Here is a 16332-nt window from a genome sequence, read left to right on the forward strand (position 1 = left end):
ATTACACCGCCGACGGACGATTCAAGTCGGTGTAGTTCACTGCCTTGGCGTCAAGTAGTTCGACGAAAGCGTCAAACCCATTGGTCTCCAGCCACTGACGCTCAGCCTCGGTGATCGGAACTCCCAGCAGCCAATGCACCTTGAGGTCGCCGATTTCCACCCGGTCGAGCTGGGGTGCGGTAAATGGATGGCACCACATGAGGTGCGGGGTGGTGGAATTCGGCGCGTACATCGACACGACGTCACCGAAGACGATTCCCGGGGCCATCGGCCAGTGGTCACGCAGCACCGCGAAGGCGCACGATCCCAGCACCTTGCCCATGACGTCGGATCCGGGAGCGCCCACCGCCATGAGCTCGGCGCGAATGTCACTGCTGGTGCCGTCAACAAGGGCGATGGCGTTCGGCTCCACGTGCAGGCTCACCGTCGACCAGGTTGACCATCCCGGCGCGGGAGCGTCCGCAAAGGACAACACGTCGATGCGAACCTCCTCAGCGGCATCCACCATGCCGTCAGCGCGAGGGGTTCCACCAACTGCCTCGACCACGGCCTGAGCAACCTGGGGGCCAGTCGAAGGCATCTGCGTCGGTGCGGCCAGATGCTCGGGCAGGTCTTGTGAGTTCACCGCTTGTTCTGCCGCCGGCTGGCCACCGCCAGGAAGGCGCGCTGCGGGGGAGACGTTGTCGTCACTCATGCCTCGATCCTGTCACGTTGATGGCTCGGGCGTGTCCGGGGTGGGGTTTTTCTTGCCCGAGATGGAAAGGTGGAAGTGTTGCCACGACCACCTCAGTCGCCTGACCCCAACCGCGAAGGGAGACCATGCCTCCGCTGAAATCCGACGTGTGGACATGGGACACGCTGATCCACATCCTCATCATCATCGCCCTTGCCATCGTTGCCCGTTGGCTGCTTCGCAAGGGCGTCGACTGGACGATTCGCCTCATGGTGTCGCGATCGGAAAAGCGCGACGCCACGATGCCCGGACGCACCCGTCGCATTCTCGCCGAGGCGACCGGCGCAAGCATCGACAGACAAAATCAGCGCACCACGACGGTTGGCGGACTGCTCTCGAATGTCGGTGTGGCGGTCATCATCGTCGTCGCCTTGCTGTCGGGATTCAGCACCATCGGCATCAAGATCACCCCCATCCTCACCTCTGCCGGAATCGTCGGCGTGGCGCTGGCTTTCGGCGCTCAGACCCTCGTCAAGGACATCCTGGCGGGACTTTTCATCATCTTTGAGGACCAGTACGGTGTCGGCGACGCGGTGAAGATCAACGAGGTTGAAGGCTTGGTCGAGGACGTCGGTTTGCGCGTCACCCGCATCCGGGACTGGAACGGCGCAGCCTGGTACCTGCGCAATGGCGAGATCACGAAGGTCGGCAATGTGACGCAGGGATGGACGACCTCGTACACCGACATCAAGGTGCACGCCTTGGAGGACCCGAATCAGGTCATCCGCGTCATCAGGAAGGTCCTCGACGATCTCGAAGTCGAATTCGAGTCCGTTTTGCTCGACAAGCCCCTCGTCCTCGGGGTCGGCGACATCACTGGTGACACCATGACCTTCCAGGTGATGACGAAGTGCATCGCCAACCAGCACCACAGCGTCCTGCGTGCCCTGCGCCGCGAGTGCAAGGACGCCTTTGATGCTGCCAGAATTCGCGGTGCCTTCTGATCGGGGATGCTGACTGCCGTGACGGTTCAGCATGACTCCTGTCACATGATTCCTAGGAGTTCATCAGTCGAATAACCTTCACCCGTAATGAGTGTCCAGAAATATCTGGACATGGCTTTCCGGGACGTTTGATGATCATTCCGTGCTAATTCCACAACGCGCGGAGAGGTCGTCAGAGGTGAGGATCGAAAACATTCCCACACGGCTGCTCGTGTGGCACGAACAGACCGATCCGCACAAGCTCCTACACATCAGGAACGCCGTCGAGGACGACGCACCGCTGCCCCCCATCGAGGCCATGGCCATCGGCCACAGGTTCCTCGTCCTCGACGGCGCCCATCGCGCACAGGCTCATCATGAGAGCCACCTGCCCCACATCCGCGCGCGTCTGCACACCTTGCCGTTGACGGCGGAGGTCCCCGGGTGGAGTCACGCGATCCCACTTGACGCTGCGATCAGGCTGGCTCGACTCGCACTGCCCGCCGGCAACCGCGGCCAGGCAGACATCGTCATCAATGGAGTGCGCCGTCACCTCGGCACCACCTCGCGACGACTGCGGGACCAGTACCTCTTTAGTCACAAGATCGCCCGCATCGCCTATGCCCATGGCATCACGCCTCTCGAGCCGGACAGCTGCGTCGAGCACGCCCACGACTCGATCGTCATGACGTGGCAACCCCCGAATCTGGGCGATTTATGGGCCATGGCCAACGACATGGGACCGCTGCCGGCAACCGTCACCCGGTTCGCTCCCCTCCTGGCCCATGGCTCCGTCAACACATCGACGATGACACCCGTCATCCCCGCGGCGTGACGCCGCACCCCAGTTCTGCCCCAAAGCTGGATTCAGACTCATCACCGCAGCAACACTCGTGACGGACGAGAAATTCAGCGATTCCCCCAGGAGAAATCATGGTCACCAGTACAAGTCCTCTCACTGTGACAAATGTGTCGAAATCATTTAAGGGTTCCGCCGGTGAAACCATCCACGCTGTGCAGGATATTTCCTTCACCATTGGTCGTGGCGAGGTCGTTGCCTTTCTCGGACCGAACGGCGCCGGAAAGTCGACCACCATCGACATGGCCCTCGGACTGACCCGCCCCGACAGCGGCCGGATCCAGGTCTTCGGCACCGATCCGCTCAAGGCCGCCCGCTCCGGGCGCTGCACCGCCATGACCCAGACCGGCGGTCTTCTCCCTGACATGACGATCCGTCAGACGATGGAAATCATCTCGTCCCTGTACCGCGGCTCCGACATGAACACCTGCATGGAACGAGCGAGGCTCACCCACTTGGCCAACCGTCAAGTGTCCAAGTGCTCCGGCGGTGAACGTCAGCGCCTGCGTTTCGCCCTGGCGCTGCTGCCCGACCCCGACTTCCTCATCCTCGACGAGCCCACCGCGGGCATGGACGTCGAGGCTCGCCGGGACTTCTGGGACGAGATCCACGAGGACACCCGCCGCGGCCGCACCATCCTCTTCGCCACCCACTACCTCGGTGAGGTCGACGAATTCGCCGACCGGGTCATCCTCATCAAGGAGGGCCGAATCATCGCCGACGACACCTCCGACGCCATCCGCACCCTCTCTGGCGGCTGCACCGTCACGGCGACCATCCCGAACTTCTCCCTCACCCAGCTCGACCTGCCCGGCACCCAGCTCATCAAGCAAGACGGCAGCCGAATCAACCTGCATCATCCCGACTCCGACGCCCTGGCCTCGAAGGTCATGCAGCTCGGAGGAACTGACCTGCGCGTCGTCCCTCGAAGCCTCGACGACGCTTTCCTCGCCCTCACCTCCAAGGAGTCCTGACATGACCGCTGCACAGACCATCGCGCCAGCTATCGCTCGCCGTCCCCGTCGTCAGTCCTCGATCTCCCTCAAGTACCTCTGGTGCGAACTGCGCCGCCCATTTCGCCGCTCGACGCTGATCTTCAACCTCGCGCTGCCCGTCGTGCTCTATCTCGCGCTTTTTCGCACCAACCATTCCGCCAATCTGCCGGGAGGCAACTTCGCGATGTGGATGATGATCGGCATCGCCGTCTATGGTGCGGCAACCTCCGCCACCAGCTACGCGGCGTCGATTTCTGTCGACGAGGCCAACGGCTGGACCCGCACCATCCGCCTCACCCCGTTGTCGTCGGTGGGTTATGTGCTCATCAAGGTGCTGTGCGCCATGGTGATGGCTCTGGCCCCCACCCTGCTCATCGGCATCCTCGGCATGCTGACCGGAGCCCACGGCACCCTGCGTGCCTGGGTCGTCGGACTGACGGCTGCCTGGCTCAGCTCGGCAATTTTCTCCGCCTTCGGACTGGCGATCGGCCTGTCCCTGCGCCCCGACGTCGTCATGCACATCCCCGGCCTGGTCATCACCGGACTCGCGTTCCTCGGCAACGTCTTCATCCCCCTCTCCGGGACGATGCTCACCATCGGCCGCTGGAGCCCCGCCTACGGCATCACCGCTCTGGCCCGCTACCCGCTGACCAACGGCATGGACATCGGCGGTGGCCACGACTCCCTGTCCGCAGCCATCATCGGCACCCTGTGCTGGTTCGCAGGGTTCGTCTTCTGGGCGTCGCGCCGGTTCGGCAAGAGCACCGGTCGTCAGTGACATTTCGACCTGCGAAAGGAACAATGCGATGAACCGCATCGCCGTCGTCGCTGCCGGACAAGGCGCGCAGAAACCTCGCATGCTCACCGGGTGGCTCAAGCTTCCGGGTGTCCGAGAAGCCGTCACCTCCTGGTCGGAACAGGCAGACGTCGATCTCATCGAACTCGGCACCAAGGCCGACGCCGACACGTTGGCGGCTACCGAGAACGCGCAGCCGATCCTGGTGTGCCTCGGTGTCCTCATCTCGGACATGCTGGCCGACAAGGACCTCGTGCTCGCGGGTCATTCCGTCGGCGAATTGACGGCAGCCTGTCTCGCGGGCGTCGTCGATCCGGGAACGGCGGTGACCCTCGCCCGTCGACGTGGACTTGCGATGGCGCGAGCATGCGCTGCCGAACCCACGACCATGGCTGCCGTCATCGGCGGTAATCCGGACGACGTGGTCTCGCGCCTGACAGACCTCGGTCTCAGCGCCGCCAACATCAATGGTGCCGGGCAGATCGTCGCTGCCGGACCGGTCGACGCCGTCGCCAAGCTCGTCGCAGAACCACCCGCCGGGACTGCTGTGAAGCAACTGCATGTCGCCGGGGCCTTCCACACCGCGTACATGGAACCTGCCCAGGAAGCATTCGCCCAGGCCGCTCATGAGATCACCTTCTCGGACCCGAAGTACCCGATCATCTCGAATCTCGACGGTCAGGAGGTGCGCTCGGGTGACGAGCTGCGCGATCGACTCATCGCCCAGGTAACAGCTCCCGTCCGATGGGATCTGTGCCTCAAGCAGCTGGCGGCACGACAGCCTGACCTTGCGATCTCAGCACCGCCGGGAAAGGTCCAGGCCTCCCTGCTCTCGCGTCAGATCCCTAGCCTTCGGACCCTCTGCGTCACCACGCCTCGTGACGCCACCCAGGCAGCTGCACAGCTCGAAGAACTCTCCCCGGTTCTACAGGAGGCGTGATGCTCATCCCGGAATACTTCCTCGAAACTTGCTCCCGACGCCCCGAGCATCCTGCGATCATCGACCGCGACGAGGTCGTGACGTGGTCCAGCCTCGCAGTCCGCATCGAGGCGGTCCGGCGCTGGTTGCGCGATAACGGGGTGCGACGCCACGACCGGGTCGTCCTTCAGGCCCCCACCAACGTGACCACCGTCTGCCTGGTGTGGGCGTGTCTGCTCGATGGACTCACCGTCGTCCCGGTCCACCAGGACCTCACTCCGACCCAGGTGCAGCATGTAATCGACGACTGCGACCCCGCATTGGTCTGCGCAAGCACAGACCTCGTCGAAGCAGTCACCGTCCCCAACGGGCACGCCGTTACTCCCCCGACGGGGTTAGTCCACGCCGACCTCGATCCTTGTCCTTCCCGAGCTGACGCCGACGATCTGGCACTCCTCATCTACACGTCGGGCACCACGGGAGCTCCCAAGGGAATCAGGTGTCCCCACCGGCAGGTGGCCACCGCAGCACGAACCGTCCACGACTGCTTGGGGTACCGGGAGGACGACGTCATTCTCTGCCGCCTTCCGTTGTCCTTCGACTACGGGCTCTACCAGGTCCTCATGTCAGCCATCCGCGGTGGGACCGTCGTCCTCCACGGTGGTGGGCCTCGCGACCGCAATCTCGTGCGTGACATCGCTTGTCACGGCGTCACCGTGGTCCCGGTCGTACCGTCGATGGCAGCGATGCTGCTCACCCTGCAGCGCCGCGATCGGTTGGAGACAACGATCCGGCTGTTCACCAACACCGGAGCTCGCTTGTCCCCCGAGGTCGCCGATCAGCTTCTCGCCGCTTTCCCCGGATCCCAGTACGCCTCGATGTACGGCATGACCGAGTGCAAGCGCATCTCGATCCTTCCGGTCGACGAGTACAAAGACCATCCGGACAGCGTCGGCAGAGCCCTACCCGGTACGCGAGTACAGATCGTCAATGACTGTGGTGTCGCGCTCCCGGCCGGCGAACACGGGGAGATCACGGTGTCCGGCCAGACAGTGATGGACGGTTATTGGAACGTCCCTAACACCTCTACCGGCCGATTCCGGCCTACTCCCGATGGACTCACCCTCTTCACCGGAGACCGAGGGTGGATGGATCCGGACGGGCGCATCCACCTCTTGGGACGTGACGACGACATCGTCAAGCACCACGGCGTGAGGATCTGCCTGCAGGAGATCGAGGTGGCGGCCGAGGCCATCCCGGGTGTCGACGCGGTCATCGCCCTCAAGCCCGACTCTGACTCTGCGCCACTCGAGGTCGCCTACTGCGGGACTGCCAGCCCAGAGTTCCTCGCACAGCAATTCGACCTCGTCCTCGACCGCGCTCGACGACCCCAACTCATCCACCTGCTACCTCAGATCCCCCTGACCCGCAACGGAAAACCAGATCGAGCAGCTGCCGCCGCGGCCGTCCACGCACGGTCGTGACGTGCGGTTCCTCGTCCCACAGATGCTCCACCCGGCAGACGCCCCGCCTCACAGATGGAAGGAAACCTCTCATGACCCAGGCCGAGTTCAACCAGTTCATCGAAACCACCTGCTCAGCGACGATTCTTGACGCCGATCGCCCCTTCGTCGATCAAGGCATCGACTCGCTCGGAATGCTCACCCTCATGGTGGCCGTCGAGGACCAGCTCGGGATTGAGCTCGACCCCGAAGCCCTCGCCGACGGCCGCGGCTCGACCCCGTCCGGCCTGCTTTCCCTCATCGAACAGTCGAAGGCGACGGTGTGACGACATGACGACCACCACACGTCGCCGCGTGGAGATGCCTCAGTTGTTTGATCGGATCCCCGGAACCATCTCCCTGTCCGGTGGCTTGCCTGATCTGACGGTTCTCCCCGCAGCCAAGATCGCCGAATTGACCTCGCGAATGCTACGGCTGGGGTCGCGCACCCTGCTTCAGTACTCCACCCCGACCGTCTCGTCCTCCCTGATCCCGGCCATCCTCGACCTCGCAGCACGGACCGGTATGACTCCCGATCCGGACCATCTCGTGCCGACCGCCGGATCGCAACTGGGCATGATGATGGTCGCCAACATTCTCGACGGCGACGCAATTGTCTGCGACAGCCCCACCTATCCCGGAGCTCTGGCGGCCTGGGCGTCTGCCGATATGGACCTCATCGGTGTTGCCGGCGACGAGGAAGGACTCAACCCCGACGCCCTGGCCCATACCATCTCCGACCTGCGCGGCAGAGGTCGTCGTGTCGCGGCCGTGTACACCACCCCCACCTTCCAGAACCCCACTGGTTCGGTGCAGTCCGAGGCTCGTCGCGCCGACATCCTCGAGATCTGCGCCAGGAACGATCTGCTCGTCATCGAGGACGACCCCTACGGGATGCTCTCCTTCGAGGGTCGTACCTGGCCAGCACTGAAATCTATGGATCCCGACCGGGTCATCTACCTGGGCACCTTCTCCAAGGTGTTCGCACCGGGAGTGCGATGCGGATGGATCGATCCCCCGGCAGACCTTGTTGACGATCTTCGCGCCATGTGCGAGGTCATGACCCTCTCCCCGTCCGCCCTCAACCAGGCCATCATCGGCGAGTACCACCGCCGCCATGGATGGGACGACCTGCTGGAGGCATATCGAGCCTCCTACCGAGACCGGGCCCAGGCGCTCAGTCATGCCCTCGAGTCCGAACTGACCCAATCCGGACAGCCGACCACGTGGACGTGGCGGACACCCCAGGGCGGCTTCTACTTGTGGCTGGAGAACGTCTCCGGTGTCAGCGGAGCTGACGTCGCTCGTCGTGCCGCAGCGAATGGAGTGCGAGTGGTACCCGGCCTCCACTTCGACCCCGCGGGGCTCGACTCGCCGTCGATGCGGGTGTCCTTCAGCTACCCGCGCCCGACCGAGTTGACCGAAGGAGCACGACGACTCGCCGCCGCCCTCGTGGAGACAGGAGTATCAGCATGACCCTCCTGGCAGAAACGACCAAACCCGACGCCCTTCAGCAGACCTTCCCGTGGGGACGCCATGGTCGCCGCGTCTTCGGACGAGCACTCCTGCGCAGCGCCGGTTTCCCCGCCGAGGGACTGTCCCTCTTGGAGTCAGATCACGTCCTCGACCTTCTTGACTCATACCTGGCCGGAGACATCCCGAAGGCAGAGTTTGAGCAGCAGTACACCGACCATGAGGTGTCGATCACGAACGCCCTCATCTCGCTGCTGCACAACAACGAGGCGCTGTCCACCGCCATTGCGTGGCAGAACCCCGGAGCATGGCAGACCTTCGGATCCCTCGCCTCGACAGGGAAAACGAACTCGTCACTTCGCCGGAAGGTACGCCTGATCGGTCTGTACTGGCAGCGGTACTGCTCGAAGGCCGAAACCATCGGGTATTTCGGACCGTCGGACTGGGTGGACGTCAACACCGACGGACCGGCCCTGGAATTCACTGCCTCGGATCACCTGGTGGCCCGTTCCCATGTCGCAATGGAGGCCTGGGCTGCCATCGCGATCGGGACGACCTTGGCTGAACGGCCCGAGCTGAAGTGGTGGATGCCACCGATCCTCTCCCCCGCCGTTGACCTCGATATGGAGACCAGGACGGTGACCGCAGTCGGGCGACAGCCCCGCCGGGTCACCGAAGACGAGGCAAGGGTTCTCTTCCTCGCCGACGGCACCCGTGCGGCAGCCCAGATCGCCGAGCAGCTCGACATGGCTCCTGAGCATCTGCGCAAGATTCTCACCACCCACGAGCGTCGCCACACCGTCATCTGGAACGCCAACATCCCAGTCTCGGTACGTGCCTGGGACATCCTGCACCAGCGTGTGGATCGCATCGGGGATCCTTCGCTGCGCGATGGGGCGAAGACCGAATTGTCACGATTCGACGAGCTCATGGACGTCATCCGACACGCTCCTGACGCGCGCTCCCTGACCGAGGCGTCCGTTGCGCTGTCCGAACACTTCGAGACCTTCACGGGCGCATCCTCCGAGCGCCGAGCCGGCCAGGCCTACGCCGCACGCAGTCTGTGTTACCTCGATTGCACACGTGCCGGGACGACGACGATCGGGACCGCACTGCTGGAGTCCCTCGACGCCCCCCTCGGCCTCGTGCTGCAGTCAGCCGACTGGTTCGCCGACACCTTGGCCCAGGAGTACTCCGAGGCGATCACCGAGATCGCGACGCGCAAACAACAGGCCTCCCGCCATCGGCTGTCGATGGCAGACGTGTGGGCATCGACGATGTCGCTGTTCTGGGGCAACTCCCCCGATCCCCTTGACCGTGCGGTGTCGGAGTTGTCGAGTCGTTGGAACACGATCCTCGAGGGACTTGAACCAGTCGATGGTCGCATCGACACCACCTCTGCTGCTCTCGCCGCCAAGGTGGACGAGCTGTTCCCGGTGCGCACGCCGATCCCGGAGCTGTCCGTGCACAGCCCGGACCTCCAAATCATCACCTCCGACGTCGATGAAATCGCAGCCGGGAACGTCACGGCCGTCATGGGCGAGCTGCATGCCTGTCTGAGCAGCCTCGACATGCCGTTCCTTGACTGGACACTGCCCAGCGGCACCGTCCGGGACCGCATCAACACCGCTGTCAACCTGGAACGATTGGTCCCGCTGTTCCCCGAGACGTGGAGACGAAACACCGGTCGGATGGTTCCCGCGACTGTTGGAGTCGGTGATCGTGCCATCGGCTTCACCCGGACCGCTGATCAGGACCGCGCCAACACGTGGTCGATGTCGGCACTTCTGTTCGAACAGACCGACGACGGTCTTATGGTGCGTGACCCCTCCGGCAAGCTCTGGACCATTGCACAAGCGTGGAGCGTCCCCATCTCGATGGTTGCAGCAGACGCCTTCAAGATCGGACTGCCCGGCTCTGACGCTCCCCGGCTCACCATTGACAACCTCGTGGTGTTCCGCCGTACCTGGCGCTTCCCCACCGAGACGCTCGACGTCCTGCACGGATCATGCGCCCAGCGACACGCTCTGCTGCGTCGGTGGCAGCGGGACAACCATCTCCCGAACCACCTGTTCGTCAAGTTCGCCTCGGAGCCCAAACCGATCTATTTCTCCTTCGAATCCCCCGTCATGTCAACGATCTTCACACGGTCGTTGCAGCGCGACCTCAAAGAGAATCCTGGCGGCACGGTGACGATGTCCGAGGTCCTCCCGGAACCGACATCCTCCTGGCTCCACGACACGCATGGACATCACTACGTCCACGAATTCCGTCTTCAGCTGACGAAGGATCGACATGACGACAACTGTTGAAACGCATTCTGCCCCACTACCCAAGGCAGTGATGTCGGTCTCCAACCTCATCGGCCACACTCCCCTCATCCGTATGGACCGTTTCTTCGGGAATGTGCCCTTCGAGGTCTACGGGAAGCTCGAGAAGATGAATCCCGGGGGCAGCATCAAGGACCGGGCCGCACGGTCCATACTCCAAAACGCCATTCGACGCGGCGAGGTCATTCCCGGACGTACCACCGTCATTGAATCAAGTTCGGGAAATCTCGGAATCGCCATGGCGATGCTGTGCCAGGAATTCGGGGTCGACTTCATCTGCGTCACCGATGCCAAGGCGACGCCGACGAATATCCGGCTGATCGAGGCCTTCGGTGCGACCTTGGACATCATCACCGTGCCCGACCCAAGAACTGGTGAATTCCTCCCCATGCGACTCAAACGGGTCAAAGAGCTGCTGGACTCGGTCCCTGATTCGTGGTGGTCGAATCAATATGGCAACCCGGACAATCCTGCCGCCCACGAGCAGACCGTCAGGGAGATCCTCGAGGACATTCCCCACGTCGACGTCCTGGTGTGCGCGACTGGCTCCTGTGGAACCCTTCGTGGCTGCCACGAGGCGTTGAGATCGATGTCACCCCACACCCGCCTCATCGCCGTCGACGCCCAGGGCAGCGCCATCTTCGACGAAGCGGGCACCCCGCATCCCCGATACGTCCCGGGTCACGGTGCCTCGGTCCGCCCACCCCTGTGGAGGGCTGGACTGGCTGATCAGCTCGTCCTGGTCTCCGACGCGGACTGCGTCATGGGATGCCGCGAAGCCCTCCGAACGGAATCCCTCCTGCTGGGCGGGTCATCGGGAGCGATCCTGACGGCCATCCACCGGGCGGCACCCACCATTCCTACCGGTTCGACGGTCGTCGCAATTCTGCCCGACGGAGGCGAGCGCTATCTCGACACAATCTACGACCAGTCCTGGGTCACGTCCCATGTCCCCAACCCGTTGACTCCCGCCGAGTGGAGGTCAGCCGAACCCGACCACATGTATTACCTGAACAGGAATCCGTCATGAAACTCTTCGACCGAGACGCCGTCGAGAAGGCCCTTGCCGACCGCCACGAAGAGGTGCTCAACGCCGTCCAGAGTGCCTACATGCTCCATTCGAGCGACGAGACCTCCCTGCCCTTCTCGACCTTCCTTCGCCCCAAGGGCCATCCGGATGACCGCATCATCGGCCTTCCCGCCCACGTCGGCGGCGAGTTCCGGCTCGCCGGAATCAAGTGGATCTCGTCGTTCCCGGGGAACCTCAACCTCGGGATGCAGCGCGCATCGTCGGTACTCATCCTCAACAGCCTCGAGACCGGCTATCCGACAGCTCTACTGGAATCCAGCCGCATCTCTGCCACCCGAACGGCGGCATCAGCGGCCCTGGCCAGCGCCACCCTCCACGGCACCAGCGACCGGGTCGACACGATCGGGGTCATCGGGTGCGGCACGATCAACATTGCGACGATCGACTACCTGTTCCACGTGCATCCTCAGATCACCACGGTTATCGCCGTCGACGTCCAGGCTGAACGTGCTCAGAACTTCGCGCGCATCGTCAAGAAGTCCCATCCCTCGACGAACATTCACGTCGCCACGGACCTCGACGCGGTGCTGCGAGAGGCTGACACCGTTGCGATTGCTACCACCGACTCCAGCCACTGGCTCACTCTGCCGCCGTGGGAGAAGTCTGGTCACCAGGTCGTCCTGCACACCTCCCTGCGAGATCTGTCGGTGGCCTCGCTCCTGGCCGCGACGAATGTCGTGGACGATCCGGACCATGTCTGCCGCGAGGCGACCACGCCGGATCTCGCCGCCCAGCAGACCGGCAATCGCGACTTCATCGCGGCGCGAATCGGCGATCTACTCCTGGGCACACCGCTGGAGACCAGCCCCAACTCCCGCATCATCTTCTCCCCATTCGGTCTCGGAATCCTCGACCTCGCAGTCGCGTCAGTCGTCATGTCCTCTTCGTCGGAAGCCGTCGAGATTGATGGATTCGATCCCGGAACGCACGCAACGAGCACGATCGAGGTGAACAGATGACCACGTCACTGACCAACGAGAATCCGCATGCCCTCCACGACGTCTTTCCCCCGGACTCCGTCGCCCTGGTGACTGGTGCCTCACGCGGCATCGGCGCGGCATGTGCCCTCGCTCTGGCGGCGGCCGGATGCCACCTGGCCATCACCTATCGCAGGAAGGAGGAGGAAGCTGCCCGAATCGCAGAACAGATCGAGCAGATGGGTCGCCAGTGCCTCACTTTTCGCCTGGACGTCACCGACGAGAGCCAGGTGACCGACATCTTCCGAAAAACCCGCCAGCACTACGGACGACTCGACGCGGCCGTGCTGAACTCCGGGATCACCGACGACGGCCACCTGGCCACCATGAGTCGGACCAAGTGGAGCTCAGTCATCGACACCAACCTGACCGGAACCTTCCTGTGCGCCCGAGAGGCAACCAAGGCCATGTACTCAACCGGAGGATCCATCACCATGGTGGCCTCCACGAGCGGGGTGGCCGGCCGGCCCGGTCAGGCGAACTATGCCGCAAGCAAGGGCGGAATCATCGCGATGGTCAAGACCCTCGCAGCGGAGGTCGCGGCCAAGAACGTCCGCGTCAATGCAGTGGCTCCCGGATTCATCCAGACCGACATGGTCGCGGCGGTGCCGAAGGCCGCGATGGCCCAAGCACTCACACATATTCCCATGGGTCGGCTTGGCCAGGTTCACGAGGTGGCATCAGCCGTCACGTTCTTGGCGTCCCCGCTGGCCTCTTACATCACTGGGAAAACCCTCACCATCGACGGCGGAATGGTCAACGGCTGACGTCGATACCACGATTCCCAACAACATTCTCCAACACCTTTCCCCAACAACTTTGGCCAACATCTTTTCCCAACGAATTTCTGAAAGGACAAACCATGACTGAGATCGCCAACAACATCAACGCCATCCGTGCCCGTGCCGAAGAGCGTGCGGAGAAGACCTGGCATCTGAAGGAGGAGATCATCTCGAAGCTCGGCCTGGAGACCAAGCCCGAGTACGTCTCCGACAACCAGCCGCTCTTCGGTCGCGGACTCGAGATGGATTCCCTCGACACCCTCGAGGTCGTCGTCACTGTGAACAACGAGTTCGGAGTCTCGGTGAACGACGACGACACCAAGGCTTTCGGGTCCATCAATGCCATGGTCGACTTCATCGAGGAGAATCAGAAGTGAGTGCCCTCACCGTCGCCTCAGCAACGCTCACGAGCGAGAAGAGGAAATTCTCCTACGACAGTGACGCCATCAAGAGGATGCTCCCGCATCGCTGGCCGATGCTCATGATCGACCGGGCCTATGACGTCGTTCCCGGAAAGTCTGGCAAGGGCATCAAGTCCGTCAGTGTCAACGAACCCTTCTTCGCCGGTCACTACCCCGACCACTCCATCATGCCGGGCGTCATGATCGTCGAGTCCATGGCGCAGCTAGTGGCGGTCATCTACGTCGCCGAGGCCATCGAGAACAACCCTGACATGTCGTCACAGGACGCTCGCTCCCACGTCGGCTATCTCGGGGCAATCCGTCAGATGAAGTTCCGACGCCTTGTGGTACCCGGGGATCAGCTCACTCTCCAAGCCCAGCTCGGCGAGAAGTTGGGGTCCCTGCGCGAGGTCTATGTCAAGGCACTCAACGGTCGCGACATCGTCGCCCAGGGGGAGCTCATCGTCACCGAGCGGTGAATCCCCACCCACTCATCAGAAGGACATCCCATGATCGTTCGCCATTACGAACCAGGCGACGCAGCAGCGATCGTACAGCTCTACAACACCCATTCGGACGCTCCGAATCCCGTTGACGGAGGTATCACCACCGAACAATTCCAACAAGAAATCGATGAGCGCGGATCGATGACCTTCCTTGTCGCCGAGGAAGACGGAGCCATCGTGGGGACATTCGGGGCATTTCGCACCAACGGTCGTCACACCATGGCTGAGGACGAAGTGTTCGCCGACATGTTCTACGTCGCCCCCTCCCATCGCATGTCGACGGTGTCGGGCCAACTCATCGCTGAGGTCATCAGTGAATGCCTGGCCCAAGGCACCGATGTCATCCGTCTCACCGTCAACCCGACGAATACACCGGCCCTCAAAACGTACCGCAAGGTCGGCTGCGCCTGTCTGGGAGCGACCGACGCATGCGAGGACGGAAACATCGAGCTCCACAACTTCATGCCCATGATCATCAGGGCATGTATCAGGAAACTCGACCCTGAGACACTGCGCACTTTGGGGGAGATGACCTCGTTTGGATGTCTCACCGAGGGGCGCCCGCTCGACCTGTCCCACGACGTCACCGTCGTCAACGGCAGGAAGCTGATCTCTCAAGCCATCGAGATCGGTCACACCCGAATCGAGGCTGTGGTCGACACCACCTCCCATACCGTCGTGGAGGCGACCCTGAGCAACCCGGCATGGCCTCAACCGAAACGGATCATCGAGTCCTCACCCGCCCCCGATGAGCCCGGCACTCCTTCTCCTGACTCCGTCCGGCTACTGCACGACGTTCTCGAGGTCGCCTTTCATTCGGGTGTCATCGAGATCAGCACCGCAAACCACTGGGGACCGGTCCTCGCCATGTCGTGGCCGTCTCCGAGCGCCCATCGTGCTCACGGTTGGCGACAAGGCCCCGCGACCTCCTACCGGAGCGAGATCCATGACAACCGTCTGGTTGTCCGCGACGACCAGGGCGTCACGTGCACCACCACCATCACCGATGGCAGGGTCACGATCCGCATGGACGGCACCCCGGGGACACAACTGCGGACGTACCAATGGTGCAATCTGCGCCAGGCTTATCTGACAGCCGACACCACCCCGGGCAGCTTCGAGCTAGCGTCCAGCGGCCTCGGCGTCGCCCTGCGCGACGCATCGCAAATCCCCACGGCGGGTGTTCCGGTCAACGCGAACTCGCCCATCACCTGGTCGCAGGGCAACATCTCAGTGAAGCTCGATCCCTGCGGGCGCACCACTCTGATTCACTCGACCCTCGTCGACCGACGAATCGTCCTGGACGAAACGGGGACCGCGTGCCTCACGATGATCATTCGATCGGCACCTGGACCAGCCGAAGATGTCACCACCGATCTCCCGCCCCACCTCGCAGACACCGACAAGGTCGTCCTCAAGCCGGCCGCAGGAGGAATGACTACCTGGCGCGTTGGAACCACCAAGGTCCTCAAATCGCCATGGCCTCACGTCCGGTCTCTGGGATCGAACCCGCACTGGCGGGCCGGCCTGTGGGTCAGCCAGGAACCTGACCGTCACAATCGACGCCACGGAATGGGGTGGGGATCTGACGGACGCGAGTGGTCGCTGGCGGACGACACCATGACCAGCACTGACGGCGTCCTCTCCTGGTCACTCAGCGGAGCGGCCGACACCGGTTGGACGATCGACGTCACCACCTCGGACATGCATGGGGAAACGGTCGTCTGGCTGACTCCCAACTGTGCCACCGATGAATGCATTCGCACGTCCGACCACGGTGTCACAACCCGTCTGGCGACCGCGACATCGTGGCAACGCTGGACCACCCGTTGCGCCATCCCACTCAGCCAAGGCGGATGGCTCCTCATCGAACCCGACCACGACCTGACCGACTCTCCCGAGATCCTCCTTCGATCCATCCGAGGACAACTGCTCGTCGGCTGCGTCGCCCGAGCACGATCTGGATCCGCCACGTGGCGTTTCGCCATCACCTCACAACTGCCCACCCACAACCCACGAAGCAACGACTACACCTGCGTCGCATAA

General features: G+C 63.1%; 16 protein-coding genes. 15 read left to right on the forward strand and 1 reads right to left on the reverse strand.

Features of this window, described 5'->3' with window-relative positions; all coding sequences use genetic code 11:
• Position 1: 1 nt before the first annotated feature.
• Positions 2–694 carry a suppressor of fused domain protein gene (locus FYJ43_RS00650; protein WP_154561087.1) on the reverse strand — a complete coding sequence of 231 codons (693 nt, stop codon included), beginning with the start codon at positions 692–694 and terminating at the stop codon, positions 2–4.
• A 125-nt stretch (positions 695–819) separates the two neighbouring features.
• Here FYJ43_RS00650 and FYJ43_RS00655 point away from each other — a divergent pair, with 125 nt between their 5' ends.
• The 15 genes from FYJ43_RS00655 (at position 820) to FYJ43_RS00725 (ending at position 16332) form a co-directional block, all read left to right on the forward strand.
• Positions 820–1677: a mechanosensitive ion channel family protein gene (locus tag FYJ43_RS00655; RefSeq protein WP_154561089.1), complete on the forward strand. Its 858-nt coding sequence runs from the start codon at positions 820–822 to the stop codon at positions 1675–1677.
• A gap of 142 nt (positions 1678–1819) precedes the next feature.
• Positions 1820–2491: a ParB N-terminal domain-containing protein gene (locus tag FYJ43_RS00660; RefSeq protein WP_326833205.1), complete on the forward strand. Its 672-nt coding sequence runs from the start codon at positions 1820–1822 to the stop codon at positions 2489–2491.
• A 98-nt stretch (positions 2492–2589) separates the two neighbouring features.
• A complete protein-coding gene (locus FYJ43_RS00665) occupies positions 2590–3489 on the forward strand; it encodes an ABC transporter ATP-binding protein (RefSeq protein WP_154561091.1) in 900 nt (299 codons plus the stop codon).
• 1 nt (position 3490) lies between these two features.
• Entirely contained in the window at positions 3491–4288 is a 798-nt protein-coding gene (locus FYJ43_RS00670; protein ID WP_154561093.1) for an ABC transporter permease, read from the forward strand.
• 28 nt (positions 4289–4316) lie between these two features.
• Complete coding sequence (locus FYJ43_RS00675) at positions 4317–5246, forward strand: ACP S-malonyltransferase (RefSeq protein ID WP_154561095.1); 930 nt, start codon at positions 4317–4319, stop codon at positions 5244–5246.
• Positions 5246–6709 carry a class I adenylate-forming enzyme family protein gene (locus tag FYJ43_RS00680; RefSeq protein ID WP_154562029.1) on the forward strand — a complete coding sequence of 488 codons (1464 nt, stop codon included), beginning with the start codon at positions 5246–5248 and terminating at the stop codon, positions 6707–6709. Before FYJ43_RS00675 ends, FYJ43_RS00680 begins: the two co-directional genes overlap by 1 nt.
• Before the next feature lie 71 nt (positions 6710–6780).
• Positions 6781–7014, forward strand: coding sequence for an acyl carrier protein (locus tag FYJ43_RS00685; RefSeq protein WP_154561097.1), 234 nt, complete (start codon positions 6781–6783; stop codon positions 7012–7014).
• Between the two features lie 4 nt (positions 7015–7018).
• Complete coding sequence (locus FYJ43_RS00690) at positions 7019–8203, forward strand: aminotransferase-like domain-containing protein (protein WP_229771542.1); 1185 nt, start codon at positions 7019–7021, stop codon at positions 8201–8203.
• Positions 8200–10512, forward strand: coding sequence for a lantibiotic dehydratase (locus FYJ43_RS00695; RefSeq protein WP_154561099.1), 2313 nt, complete (start codon positions 8200–8202; stop codon positions 10510–10512). Before FYJ43_RS00690 ends, FYJ43_RS00695 begins: the two co-directional genes overlap by 4 nt.
• Complete coding sequence (gene sbnA / locus FYJ43_RS00700; RefSeq protein ID WP_154561101.1) at positions 10496–11560, forward strand: 2,3-diaminopropionate biosynthesis protein SbnA; 1065 nt, start codon at positions 10496–10498, stop codon at positions 11558–11560. Before FYJ43_RS00695 ends, sbnA begins: the two co-directional genes overlap by 17 nt.
• Positions 11557–12579, forward strand: a complete 1023-nt coding sequence (gene sbnB / locus FYJ43_RS00705) for a 2,3-diaminopropionate biosynthesis protein SbnB (protein ID WP_154561103.1) — start codon at positions 11557–11559, stop codon at positions 12577–12579. Before sbnA ends, sbnB begins: the two co-directional genes overlap by 4 nt.
• A complete protein-coding gene (gene fabG, locus FYJ43_RS00710; protein ID WP_154561105.1) occupies positions 12576–13364 on the forward strand; it encodes a 3-oxoacyl-ACP reductase FabG in 789 nt (262 codons plus the stop codon). Before sbnB ends, fabG begins: the two co-directional genes overlap by 4 nt.
• Positions 13365–13459: 95 nt before the next feature.
• Positions 13460–13756 (forward strand): phosphopantetheine-binding protein, encoded by a 297-nt coding sequence (locus tag FYJ43_RS00715; protein WP_154561107.1) that lies wholly within the window; start codon positions 13460–13462, stop codon positions 13754–13756.
• Positions 13753–14259: a 3-hydroxyacyl-ACP dehydratase FabZ gene (gene fabZ / locus FYJ43_RS00720; RefSeq protein ID WP_326833206.1), complete on the forward strand. Its 507-nt coding sequence runs from the start codon at positions 13753–13755 to the stop codon at positions 14257–14259. The genes FYJ43_RS00715 and fabZ overlap by 4 nt, the downstream gene beginning before the upstream one ends.
• 30 nt (positions 14260–14289) lie before the next feature.
• Positions 14290–16332: a GNAT family N-acetyltransferase gene (locus FYJ43_RS00725; RefSeq protein ID WP_154561109.1), complete on the forward strand. Its 2043-nt coding sequence runs from the start codon at positions 14290–14292 to the stop codon at positions 16330–16332.

Origin of the sequence: Cutibacterium porci (genome assembly GCF_009696315.1) — a bacterium.
Taxonomy (GTDB): Bacteria; Actinomycetota; Actinomycetes; order Propionibacteriales; family Propionibacteriaceae; genus Cutibacterium; species Cutibacterium porci.